The sequence below is a fragment of the Candidatus Cloacimonadota bacterium genome (assembly GCA_021734245.1).
Classification (GTDB): Bacteria; Cloacimonadota; Cloacimonadia; order Cloacimonadales; family TCS61; genus B137-G9.
In genome coordinates this window covers 1-11,889 of sequence record JAIPJH010000096.1, presented here as the reverse complement: position 1 = coordinate 11,889, position 11,889 = coordinate 1, and the positions used below count along the sequence as shown (strand labels likewise).

At 36.3% G+C, this 11,889-nt stretch carries 13 protein-coding genes; 9 read left to right on the top strand and 4 right to left on the bottom strand.

Features of this window, described 5'->3' with window-relative positions; translation table 11 throughout:
* Positions 1 to 161 precede the first annotated feature (161 nt).
* The 3 genes from K9N40_11705 to K9N40_11695 all read left to right on the top strand — a co-directional run bounded on the left by K9N40_11705 (position 162) and on the right by K9N40_11695 (position 2,764).
* The gene (locus K9N40_11705; GenBank protein ID MCF7815132.1) at positions 162 to 908 is read left to right on the top strand and encodes a hypothetical protein; all 747 of its coding nucleotides are present in this window, start codon (positions 162 to 164) and stop codon (positions 906 to 908) included.
* A gap of 244 nt (positions 909 to 1,152) precedes the next feature.
* Complete coding sequence (locus K9N40_11700) at positions 1,153 to 1,845, top strand: transposase (protein MCF7815131.1); 693 nt, start codon at positions 1,153 to 1,155, stop codon at positions 1,843 to 1,845.
* Positions 1,846 to 1,864: 19 nt separating this feature from the next.
* The gene (locus tag K9N40_11695) at positions 1,865 to 2,764 is read left to right on the top strand and encodes a tyrosine recombinase XerC (protein MCF7815130.1); all 900 of its coding nucleotides are present in this window, start codon (positions 1,865 to 1,867) and stop codon (positions 2,762 to 2,764) included.
* A 54-nt stretch (positions 2,765 to 2,818) separates the two neighbouring features.
* Here K9N40_11695 and K9N40_11690 read toward each other — a convergent pair whose 3' ends face one another.
* The 3 genes from K9N40_11690 to K9N40_11680 form a co-directional block, all read right to left on the bottom strand.
* A complete protein-coding gene (locus K9N40_11690; GenBank protein ID MCF7815129.1) occupies positions 2,819 to 3,397 on the bottom strand; it encodes a peptidylprolyl isomerase in 579 nt (192 codons plus the stop codon).
* A 13-nt stretch (positions 3,398 to 3,410) separates the two neighbouring features.
* Positions 3,411 to 4,142 carry a UDP-2,3-diacylglucosamine diphosphatase gene (locus K9N40_11685; GenBank protein ID MCF7815128.1) on the bottom strand — a complete coding sequence of 244 codons (732 nt, stop codon included), beginning with the start codon at positions 4,140 to 4,142 and terminating at the stop codon, positions 3,411 to 3,413.
* A 97-nt stretch (positions 4,143 to 4,239) separates the two neighbouring features.
* The gene (locus K9N40_11680) at positions 4,240 to 4,854 is read right to left on the bottom strand and encodes a DUF4159 domain-containing protein (protein ID MCF7815127.1); all 615 of its coding nucleotides are present in this window, start codon (positions 4,852 to 4,854) and stop codon (positions 4,240 to 4,242) included.
* A 209-nt stretch (positions 4,855 to 5,063) separates the two neighbouring features.
* Between K9N40_11680 and kdsA the strand changes: the two genes are divergently transcribed.
* Genes kdsA through K9N40_11650 form a run of 6 tightly spaced genes read left to right on the top strand, consistent with a single transcriptional unit; the run spans position 5,064 to position 9,647 of the window.
* Positions 5,064 to 5,876, top strand: a complete 813-nt coding sequence (gene kdsA, locus K9N40_11675; protein MCF7815126.1) for a 3-deoxy-8-phosphooctulonate synthase — start codon at positions 5,064 to 5,066, stop codon at positions 5,874 to 5,876.
* Positions 5,863 to 6,390 carry an HAD-IIIA family hydrolase gene (locus K9N40_11670; GenBank protein ID MCF7815125.1) on the top strand — a complete coding sequence of 176 codons (528 nt, stop codon included), beginning with the start codon at positions 5,863 to 5,865 and terminating at the stop codon, positions 6,388 to 6,390. Before kdsA ends, K9N40_11670 begins: the two co-directional genes overlap by 14 nt.
* Positions 6,344 to 6,907 (top strand): LPS export ABC transporter periplasmic protein LptC, encoded by a 564-nt coding sequence (lptC, locus tag K9N40_11665; GenBank protein MCF7815124.1) that lies wholly within the window; start codon positions 6,344 to 6,346, stop codon positions 6,905 to 6,907. Before K9N40_11670 ends, lptC (K9N40_11665) begins: the two co-directional genes overlap by 47 nt.
* The gene (gene lptC / locus K9N40_11660) at positions 6,888 to 7,976 is read left to right on the top strand and encodes an LPS export ABC transporter periplasmic protein LptC (protein MCF7815123.1); all 1,089 of its coding nucleotides are present in this window, start codon (positions 6,888 to 6,890) and stop codon (positions 7,974 to 7,976) included. Before lptC (K9N40_11665) ends, lptC (K9N40_11660) begins: the two co-directional genes overlap by 20 nt.
* 45 nt (positions 7,977 to 8,021) lie before the next feature.
* Positions 8,022 to 9,002: a hypothetical protein gene (locus K9N40_11655; protein ID MCF7815122.1), complete on the top strand. Its 981-nt coding sequence runs from the start codon at positions 8,022 to 8,024 to the stop codon at positions 9,000 to 9,002.
* A gap of 12 nt (positions 9,003 to 9,014) precedes the next feature.
* Positions 9,015 to 9,647 carry an MBL fold metallo-hydrolase gene (locus K9N40_11650; protein MCF7815121.1) on the top strand — a complete coding sequence of 211 codons (633 nt, stop codon included), beginning with the start codon at positions 9,015 to 9,017 and terminating at the stop codon, positions 9,645 to 9,647.
* A 69-nt stretch (positions 9,648 to 9,716) separates the two neighbouring features.
* Here the strand turns inward: K9N40_11650 and K9N40_11645 are convergent, their stop codons facing one another.
* On the bottom strand, positions 9,717 to 11,618 hold the full coding sequence (locus K9N40_11645; GenBank protein MCF7815120.1) for a carboxypeptidase regulatory-like domain-containing protein: 1,902 nt from the start codon (positions 11,616 to 11,618) through the stop codon (positions 9,717 to 9,719).
* Between the last annotated feature and the right edge of the window lie 271 nt (positions 11,619 to 11,889).

Sequence of the window (11,889 nt, the reverse complement as noted above, 5' to 3'; positions counted from 1 at the left end):
AATAATTTTCATGGGATTATCTCTCTCAGGAATTGGCCTGGACTCTAATTTTTTGGGGGAGATTTTCCCACTATGGTATATTTGTATAGAAAATAATTAGTTAACGTAAAAAAAAGAAGGTTTTGTGTTACAGAACCACTTCAAAAAGAATGGAGTGAATTTTGAAAAAAACTCTTGGAATATTAATATTATTGATAATCGTAATTAGCTTGGCTTCTAAAGAATATCTGGATCTTAATTTCTTTATTGAACCAAATTTTGATCCTATCGATGCGAATATGGTGAATTTCCTGATCAAGAATATTGAAAATGATTCAATCATTCAATTTAATGTGTTTGCCGGTAGAACTTTAGAGAAGGCAGTTCCCGATAGTGTAACTTTAGATTTTTTAAATTTCATTAAACCAGATCTTGTTTCACCGACAGATTTTCATTTCCATAAATTCAATGCTGATTTTAATCTTTTGATGAGTAACGTTTTATGTGATTCTGTTCCAATTTTGGATAGATATATTATAGAAACAGATTCGATGAAGATTGGAATTTTCTCCATTTATACTCCAGATTGGACAGTTGTGAACGATCTGCCTGAATATGTGGAATTAGATTTCAATTTTTTTGATCTAACCAAGCAAATTGCCAAAGATCTTGCACCGCAGACTGATTTTATTATTTTACTTTCCAATCTTACAAAGTATGTGGATAAAGACCTGATAAATACTCTACCGATCGATGTTGTTGTGAGTTTTGATTATAAAAAAACTAATAACGAAAAGATAAATCGGGGAAAATCTTTTTATTACAGTATTTTAACAAAAAATGGAAAATATGGTAAAATGCGTCTGACATTTTCTGATAATAGAGTTAACCATAACTGGCAGGAAGTTGATTTTAGGGTGAAACAGTAATATGAGTGGAAACGGAGTTTCGAGAGTAAGCGTGTTCCCAAACGGGAGTTTGGGAACGAGAAAAATGGATGATTTGGCAGATGATCAAACGAAACAGAGTTTCGATAGTAAGTGCTTTCCCAAACAGGAGTTTGGGAACGAGAAACTCCCACATTACCATCTTATTCCCAAACTCCCTCACCATCTTCTTGTTCCCAAACTCCCGTTTGGGAACACAAGAATCCCAAAAACTCTGTTTTGAAATATGAGAAATCGATATAAGTTTTCTGGTGACGAAGAAATCTATTTTGTTACCGCTACAATTGTAGAATGGCTTTCTGTTTTCATCTCAGATAAATACTTTCAAATATTAGTTGAATCATTAAAATATTGTCAGCATCATAAGTATCTTAAAATTCATGCTTATGTGTTTATGATCGATCACATTCATATGGTTGTATCCGGTCCCAAAATTGGCGATATTATCAAATCTTTTAAAATGTTTACAGCTAAGAAAATTGTAGAAAATCTTGAAGAAGATCATAAAAGTTGGCATTTAGATCAATTGAAATTCTTTAAAAAGAAGTATAAAATTAAGAGTGAATATCAAATATGGCAGGAAGGAGTCCATCCACAATTAGTAAGTTTTCAGAAAGCATTTTTACAAAAAGTAAATTATATTCACAACAATCCAGTCCGAAAAGGATATGTTGAGGAACCAGAATTTTGGAAGTACAGTTCTGCAAGTTATTATATTGAGAATCGAAAAGGACCAATACAAATAGATGATTTGGCAGATGATCAAACGAAACAGAGTTTCGATAGTAAGTGCTTTCCCAAACAGGAGTTTGGGAACGAGAAACTTCCACATTACCATCTTGTTCACAAACTCCCTCACCATCTTCTTGTTCCCAAACTCCCGTTTGGGAACACAAGAATCCCAAAAACTCTGTTTTGAAATATGAAGGAATTGCATAATGCAATCAGCAATTGATGATTTTATTAAAACTCAAAGATCACGAGGTCTTTCCAAACATACATTAACAGCGTACAAAAGAGATTTGGAGCAATTACAGGAGTTCCTGCAAAAATTTTTTGAAAAAGAAGTTAAATTAAATGAGATCACAAGAATTTATCTACGTGATTTCATGAGAAATCTCAGCATGAACGATCGATCGAATAGAACATTGGCACGTAAGGCAACCACCATGAAGAATTTCTTCCGATTTTGTGAAAATAAAAACCTGATATCAAAAAATACAGCTGCAAACCTGAAAATACCAAAATTTGAAAAGAAACTTCCGAAACATTTTACTCTGCACGAAATTGAAGATCTGCTCAGCATTCCCGATTTGAATAGCAATTTCGGAATTCGCAATAAAGCAATTCTGGAACTGATCTATTCCTGCGGAATGAGAATTAGCGAAGTCTGCAATTGCAAATTAAATCAACTCGATTTGAATCAGAAGATAATCAGAATTCTGGGTAAAGGAAATAAAGAACGGCAGGTTCCAATCGGAAGTAAAGCTAAAACGGCTGTGAAAAGATATTTGAAGATTAGGCAAAAATTTGTATCGAAAGAGAGTGATGATTCGGTATTTCTATCTAAAAGCGGAAAACCGATTTCGGAAAATGTGATGAGAGAGATTTTGGAACGATATATTCTGTTAGTAGCAAAAACTAAAGGTTATACTCCGCATTCTATTCGCCATTCATTTGCAACGCATCTATTGGAACAAGGAGCAGATCTTCGAGCAGTTCAGGAAATGCTGGGGCACAGCAATTTGAGTACAACAGAAATTTATACTCATCTTTCCCTTCGAGACCTGAAAAAAGTTTACAAACAGGCTCATCCCAGAAGTAAACAAAAAGATTAAAAAAAAACCTTCCAGGCAGCGAAAACCTGGAAGGTTTGCTAAACTATTTACAATCTATTCTACAACTTTAACTTCTTCTATTACAACATCTTGAACCGGCCAGTCCTTCATGCCTTTCTGAGGATGAAAATGAGTGGGAGTTGATTTGATTTCGTTCACTACATCCATTCCCTCTGTCACTTTTCCAAAAACGCAATAACCCCAGCCTTTTCCTGTATCTTTAAAATCGAGGAAAGTGTTGTCGTTCACGTTTATAAAGAACTGCGAAGTTGCCGAATGTGGAAAATTGGTTCTTGCCATGGCAATTGTTCCTGTCTGGTTGGAAAGTCCATGATTTGCTTCGTTTTGGATTGGTTCATAAGTTGGTTGTTTTTGATTTCCTTCCTGATCAAAACCGCCGCCCTGGATCATGAAGCCATCGATGATGCGGTGAAACACCAGCCCGTCATAAAAGCCGTCATTGGCGTATTTAACGAAATTTTCCACAGTTTTCGGTGCTTTGCCTGGATAAAGTTCAAGTTTGATTATTCCCTTACCAGTTTTCATTTCTACATTGATCACATTTTGCTCCTCTGCTGCGATGAAAGAAAATATCATCAACATCGCTGCGATAGTTAAAATTAATTTTTTCATTTTGTAAATTCTCCTATGTTTCATTTTTATATTTTTTTAGTTGGATTTCTCCATTTATCATTTCCAGATATGTATTGTTGATGATCCAATCTCCGGCGTTGGCATAAATACCATTTTTAAAATCAGCAATTTTTGGAAGATGAGAATGTCCTAAAATTACAACATCAAAATTCTTTAACTGCTTATTTGCAAACTCAATCAACCCTTTTTCACGTTCAATTGTAAGGTTGTTAGAGATTCTTTTTTTACGACTGGATCTGCTCATCATTTTACCGATTCCCAAAGCAAGATCAGGATGAAGCATTTCAAATATTTTCATCACAATTCTATTTCTGACCAAACCTCTGAAAAGCTTGTAACGCCAATCATTAGAGGTATAAAGATCACCATGAGAAACCAAAATATTTTTTCCGTCGATCTCTTCTATAAAACTGTTTTTATAAACTTCGATATCCAGGAAATTTGTCAAAAAATCCCGAAACCAGAAATCATGATTTCCAGAGATAAAAACTATCCGACAGCCATTTTCTTTTATATCAGCAAGTTTTTTCAGGATAGGAAAATAACCTTTGATGATAACGTTTTTCCAGGTAAACCAGAGATCGAAAACGTCACCATTTAAAATGAGAAGGTCAGTTTTGCCAACCAAAGAATCCAGGAAATTAAGAACCCTTTCCCTGCGCTGAAGATCTTCTTCATTTTCATGGAATTTTAGATGGAAATCGGATGCGATTATTACTCTCATTTTCTAATAAAAATCATTGTTCCTAATTCTTTCCCCTGTGAAGGGGAAATGTCCGAAGGACAAAGGGGTTAAATATCTCTTTTTCAACGTTCAATCCTCAATTCGTCAAAAGATAATAAAACAAATTTGCTCCCATCTGGAAAGCCTTTTCTCTGATCTCTGGCGGATCATCGTGCGCCTTGCTCCAACCATCGGAAATATTTGTCTCATAAGTATAAAGCAGCAGCATTCTACCGTTATCATCGAATACCGCAAATGCCTGCGGCCGTTTATCATCATGTTTATGGATTTTTGGAATACCGCTTTCAAAGTTGAAAAAACAATTAAAAAGTTCATGATTTGCTGGAAGCTCTACCAATTCCCGATTTGGAAATAATTTTTTTACTTCTGCTCGAAAAGATTTATCCATCCCATAATCATCATCCACATAAAGAAATCCACCACGAGTAAGATACTCTTGCAAACTTGCCACTTCTTTTTCATTAAATTTTATGTTTCCATGTCCAGTTGCAAATAAAAATGGGTAATCATAAATATTGGAATCGGTTAATTTTACTGCTGCTTCCAGATTGGAAAAATCTGTATTCAAAGTTTTATTCAAATATTCAGTAAGATTGGGAATGATATCCTGATCGTTGTACCAATCACCACCTCCAGAATAATGGAGTCGTGCCAATTGAGCTTTCTCAACAGCAAAAACACCGCTGAACATCAATAAAAATATAATTAACCAATATTTATAAAACCTTTTCATAACTGCTTGGAATTAATTTCGAGCGGGTTTTTATGGCAAGAAAAAATTTCTGGACATAATAGATCGTCCTTCTCAGATGACGAAAGAATGAATCGCTGTTTTGGCTTATTGAAAGCCGAATGCAGTCTTTTGATAGAAAATGATTTATGTTGGATTTGGAGAATTAGATGGATTTATTCAGTGAATTAAGGAATGAAAAAAGACTATTCCTGCTGGCTGGACCTTGTGTGGTAGAAAACGAAGCTACAATGTTCAAAACGGCTGAGTTTTTGAAAGAGGAAACCAGTAAACGTGACATAACTTTTGTTTTCAAATCTTCTTATAAAAAAGCAAATCGCACTTCTATCTCTTCTCCTGTGGGAGTTGGTTTAGAAGAAGGATTAAAGTTGCTTCAGAAGATCAAGAAGCAATTTGAAGTTCCAATTTTAACAGATGTCCACGAGACTACAGAAGTGCAATCAGTGGCAGAAGTTGCCGATATTTTGCAGATCCCCGCTTTTCTGAGCAGGCAAACAGAATTGCTGATCGAAGCTGGAAGATCGGGCAAGATCGTAAACATTAAAAAAGGACAATTCATGGCTCCTTTGGATATGAAAGCAGCTACAGAGAAAGTGATTTCGGTGAATAATTATAACATTCTTCTTACCGAACGAGGCACAAGTTTTGGATATCATAATCTGGTTGTAGATTTCCGTAGTTTTGCTATCTTGAAGCAATTAAAATTTCCAGTGGTTTACGATGTTACTCACAGTCTTCAGCAGCCATCTATAGGAAATGTAAGCGGCGGAACTCCTGAATTTGTACCAATGATGGCAAGAGCAGCTGTAGCTACCGGTATGGTAAATGGGTTGTTCATAGAAACTCATCCCAATCCAGTTGATGCTCTCAGTGACGCACAATCAATGCTGCCGCTGCATCAAATTCCTGAAGTTCTGGATGGATGTCTGGAAATTTTGAAGGTAAATAATGAAAGACTTTAAAAAAATTAAACTGATAATTCTGGATAATGACGGCGTTCTAACAGATGGAAGAATAATCTATAATGATAATCAGGTTGAAGCCAAGAATTTTTCTGCCAAAGATGGCTTGGGAATTCGTCTTCTTCAGCAAACGGACATCAAACTTGCCATAATTACTGGCAGAACTTCCAGGATTCTGGAAAAAAGATGTGATGACCTCGATCTGAAAATGGTCTTTCAACGGGTAAGAAATAAATTGAAAAAAACAGAAGAATTATTGAAAGAACTCAAAATCAATTGGGAAAATGTGGCTTATCTGGGAGATGACTGGAACGATTATCCGGTGATGAAAAGATGTGCTGTATCTGCCTGTCCGGTGGATGCCTTTCCACAAATAAAGGATAAAGTTGATATTGTGCTTTCCAGAAAAGGTGGAAAAGGTGCAGTTCGCGAATTCATTGAGTTGATTATGCAGGAACAGGAAATTTATGAAAAAGCTGTGCAAAAGCTTCTTGATCTTCTGGAAAATAGTTAGTCTTCTAATTTTGATCTTCCTGGTTTCCTGCAGTCAGGAAGAGCAGCAGACAAATACACCAATTGAAGGCAAAATCCCTGATGAAGAAGCAGATTCCTTGTATGTAGTCGTCACTAACAAAGATAAACTTGAATATGAGATGACCGCAGTTCACATGTACAAATATTACGATACAAAACAAACATTTCTTGACTCTGTTTTCTTAACTTTTTTCAATGCTGACGGCAGTGTGAAATCCACCTTAAGATGCGATAAAGCAGAAGTTGATGAAGCTGAAAATATTATCACCGGAATTGGAAATGTAGTTGTGGAAAGCGAAAATGGAATAATGAAAGCACCGAGAGCTGTGTTAAATAGAAATACCGAAAAGATCTTTGCAGAAGATGGTGTTACTCTCATCAGGAATCAAAATACATTGTATGGGGAAGAGATGGTTTCGGACATGAAACTGGAAGTAGCAGAATTTCGCAAAGTTTCAGCAGAAGGAACCTTGGAGAATGAAGAGTTTGACTGGTAAAATTTTTCTAATTATTATCTTAATTTCCTTTATTTTTCTGGCTTCTGAAGAACAGGAACTTCGAGAATATAAATTGATAAATGCAGATACACTTATTGTGAAAAAAGTAGCGGAAGAATATGTTTCGAATTTGAAAGGAAATGTTCATTTTTTTTATGGAGAAACAGAGTTTTTTGCCGATTATGCCGATATTTATGAACAGCAGAAAATTGCCAAGATGTACGGGAATGTAGAAGTTTATGATGATACATTAAGTCTATTTGCCGATCAGGTGGATTACTATAGAAAAATCGAGAAATTATTTCTTAATGGGAATGTTTTTGCTCAGGAAACTCATGTTGATAGTACGATTCGAACTTTTGCTGCCGACAGCGTTTCCTATTTTCGCGAATTGCGTGAATTTCATGCCTATGAAAATGTGAAGAGTTATGATGAGCGTGAAGAAATTCATGGAACTTGTGGCAAATTATCATATTACTTGGAAGAAGGTTATGGCTACTTAATTAAGGAACCGATCTTAAGTATGGCAGGAAGTGACACTCTGGAAATAAGCGCAGAGAAAATTGAATATTTTGAAGATTATGAAAAAGTTGCAGCAAATTTCAATGTTCTTACCCGTTCCAATGATTTTGATATGACCAGTGATTTTCTTCTCTATTTCAGTCTGGAAGAAAAGGCAATTTACCTGGGAAATCCCAGGTTTACTTCGGATTTGGCAGATGCTGACGCTATCGAATTCCAGATTTTCTTTGAAGAACAAAAAATAAAAGAAGCTATTTTGAAAGATTCATGTCTGGTTGTTTTTAAAACAGATGAAGCTGCAGAAAAGGAGAATTGGGTGAGTTCCAGCAAGATGACTTTCGATTTTGATGATGGTAAAATTCAATTTTGCAAAGCAGAGATAAACGTAAAATCATACTTTGAGCAGGATAAAACTGAAAGTAAGGATTTCACAATTAATAATGCCAGCGGACAGCGGTTGATAATTAAAATGAATGATGATAACAAAATCGAATCGATTGATATGCGGAAGAAAGTTCAGGGAATGTATAAATTCGAGAAGAAATAATTAACATCTAAGGATTTTTTACCTATAATATTTCAAAGAGGAAAGATGAAAAAATATAAATGTTTTGCTTTATTTTCTGGAGGATTGGACAGCATGCTTGCTGTAATGCATATGTATAGACTTGGCTATCAAGTGATTCCGATTTTTTTTGAGACTCCCTTCTTTAAAGCAGATAAAGCCCAAAAAGCTGCAGCAGAAATCGGTTTTGAACTGATGGTTCATGATCTTACAGCAAAGCACCTGAAAATGCTGAGAAACCCCAGATATGGATTTGGAAAAAATATGAATCCCTGTATCGATTGTCATGGTTTAATGTTCAAACAGGCTGGCATTTTGATGAAAAAACATAATGTCGATTTTTTGATTTCCGGTGAAGTATTAGGACAGAGACCTATGAGCCAGCGTAAAGATGCCTTGAATGCTGTGGGAAAGCTGAGTGAAGTAAAAGACCTGCTGGTTCGACCGCTTTCGCAAAAGTTGTTATCAGACACTAAACCGATCCGAGAAGGTTGGGTAAACAAAGAAGATTTGCTGGATATTCAGGGTAGAGGTCGTCATCGTCAATTGCAGATGGCAGAAGATCTGGGTATTGAATATTATCAAAATCCCGGTGGTGGATGTCTGCTTACAGATCAAGGTTATTCCCGAAAATTGCACGATCTGATGCAACATGATATGCTGGAAATCAAATATCTGGATTTCCTGCAGATTGGCAGACATTTCCGAATAAATGAAAATACCAAAATGATCGTGGGACGAAATAATGAAGATAACGAAAAATTGAGTAAGCTTGCTACTGATGAGATAGTTTTTCATACGATCAAGTTTCCCGGACCCCTGGGAATTGTGCAATCTACCCACAAATTAACAGAAGAAGAAATTAAAATCGCAGCTTCGCTTCTTCTGCGTTATTGCAGCAAAGCATCAGATAGGGCAGAAGTAGAGTTTGGAAAAAATTATCAATTGGAAAGTAAAATAAAAGTAAATAAAATGGATACTGAAAAGGTGAAAGAAATCCAGTTATAAAAGGAAAAGATTATGAAAATAAAAACTATAAAAATATTACCGGAATTTGATACGAATACCTATTTGATGTGGGATGAAGAATCAAAAGAAGCGATGATTATCGATCCTGCCAAAGCTGATGATCGGTTACTAAATGAGATTAAAGACCTGAAACTCAAATATATCGTGAATACACACGGTCATGGCGATCATATTGGTGGAAACGCACTGCTCAAGGAAAAAACAGATGCCAAAATTGCAATCCACAAACATGATGCAAAAATGCTGCAGGATCCAAATTCGAATTTAAGCTCTTTCTGGGGAGCTGCTTTGCGTTCTCCAGCTGCCGATATTCTTCTGCAGGATGGCGATGAACTGAAGTTGGGAAAATATAAGATAAAAATTATTCATACTCCCGGTCATTCAGAAGGTGGAATTTGTCTATTAATCGGTAATGCGATTTTCAGTGGAGACACTTTGTTTGCTTCCAGTATTGGCCGTACTGATCTTCCGGGTGGAAGCTATAATACTTTGATTAACTCGATCAAAACCAAAATTCTGACATTGAGTGGAAACACAATAGTTTATCCCGGTCATGGCCCGGAAACTACAGTAGAAGATGAATCGGTATCAAATCCGTTTGTGGGTTTTGCCGACGGGATTTAGAAATAAATTTAAACAAAAAAAATCCCGACATTATTTGTAATGTCGGGATTTTTTATTATATGAAATAAATTATTTCAACATAATCATTTTACGAGTGCTTGTATAACGTCCACCAGCTTTCATTTTGTAGAAATAAATTCCACTTGATACACTGTTTCCATCATCATCTACGCCCAACCAGGTAACGCTGTTTTGACCTGCAGTATTAGTAGTGTTCATGATAGTTTTGATCTTTTCACCTTTGATATTGAAAATATCGATTCGAACAGTTCCAGGTTCACTTACCGCAAAACTGATCTCTGTTTGCGGATTGAATGGATTGGGATAGTTACCCAGAAGTTCTGCTTCATAATTTACAAGATTATTTCCTGCATTCACCACTTCTACTATTACTTCGTTAGAAGGAACTGATTCATGCGTTCCGTAAACAGCTGTTACATAATAAGTATGAGTTCCGGCAGGCACGTTTGCATCGATGTAAAGATTTGCTGTAATTTGAGTAAGTTCAGTTCCATCGCGATAAACTTTAAAACCTGTAAGTGCGTATGTTCCAGCAGGATCACTCCATTGCAGGATCACATTCGGATGTGTATAGTTTGCAGTCAAACCTTCTGGAGGAAGATAAAGATTCTGCATTGTGAAATCAACTGTAGTAGTTTGATCTTCCAGAATTTCAACGTCGTTCTGAGTATATGTTTCGTAACCATCAATTTCTGCAGTCAAAGTGTACATTCCGATATCAAGTATCATTGAATAGAAACCATTTTCATCGGTTGTAGTAGAGAATGTGCCCAATGAAACTGTAGCACCTTCAATTGCAAATCCTTCATCAGTGTCGGTAATCGTGCCTTCTACAGTTCCGGTTTGAACATTCAGATTTCCATCAAAAATGTACATTCCACCACTTGTTGCACCAGCCCATGAACCAGCCCAACCAGTTTCAACATCGAGAAAAGCAAGAGCTTGAATTGCATCACCAGAATTTAAAGTGATCCAAGTGTTACCACCGTCTTCACTATAAGAGCATCCTTCAAACCCAAGTTCTGAAGAGGAACTTATATAAGTCATGTCGGTTCCTGGAACATAAGCATACCAGCGAGCATACATGTCTCCAGTCACATTTACATTTGTCCAGTTGGCACCACCATCAGTTGTAACGTTGATGGCAGGTTCAATTCCCATATCAAGATAAGATCTGTATGCGATTCCATAATCTTCATCTGCAAAAGTTGCGTTAACCACAGTTGTATTACCAAAAGCAGTAAGTGATGCATCCCAACTTAATCCCATGTCTGTTGAATAAAAAATTCTACCTTGATTAGTTCCCCACCAGATGCTGTTTCCAATTGCATCATAGTTTCCGGTTATTCCATATTCTCCAGTTGTTGGAGCGGGAATATTTGCTTCAGGAACGCGTGTCCAGTTATCTCCACCATCATCGGTTGTATAGAGTTCATAATATCCGCCAACCGGATCGCCCTGTGCAAAACCGTTCATATCATCGAAGAAATGAATGACATTGGCAAAAGATGAAGCACCATATCCAGCGTTCATATTCACCCAGTTTACACCACCGTCTGTTGTTTTGTACAAACCTTGATCTGCACCTGTGTTAAAAACAGCCCAGCAGGTCATATCATCAATTGCAAACAGTTGAGAAAGCCCATTTCCGGCATTAAAAGTTCCGGCAGTCCAGGTTTGGCCACCATCTGTAGAGCGTGTAAATTGATCTGAGATCGCACCAGTTGCATCAATTGCATGTGCCCAGAGTGCATCCTGATCATTCATTCCAACTGAAATCTGACCGATTCCAATACCTTGTGGTAAACCAGAATCGGTTTCAATCCAGTTCACAGGACGTGATCCTGGATTTACACTATTACCATTACTGGGACGTAATGAGGTGAGATTTGCAGCAGCTAATGATACTGTCAAAATCACAAGCAAACTAATAACAAATACTTTTTTCATTTTACTCCTCCTTATTTTTTGTATAAAAAAAATCATCAGATAATATGTCAATTACTTTCCCATTTGAATAAATCAGCATACATTTATGAGTTTGCTTCACTAATTGAGCCATTTTATTAACCCAAGTTTCGGAAAAAACATCCAAAACCACAAAAATAATGAGCTAAGTGCTTGAAAAATAGAACAAATTCTTCTAAAAATGGCGAAAAAGTGCCCAAAAAATATTTATTGAGAAATGAGTTGACCGGCTGCGATGGTTTTTTTTAATGAT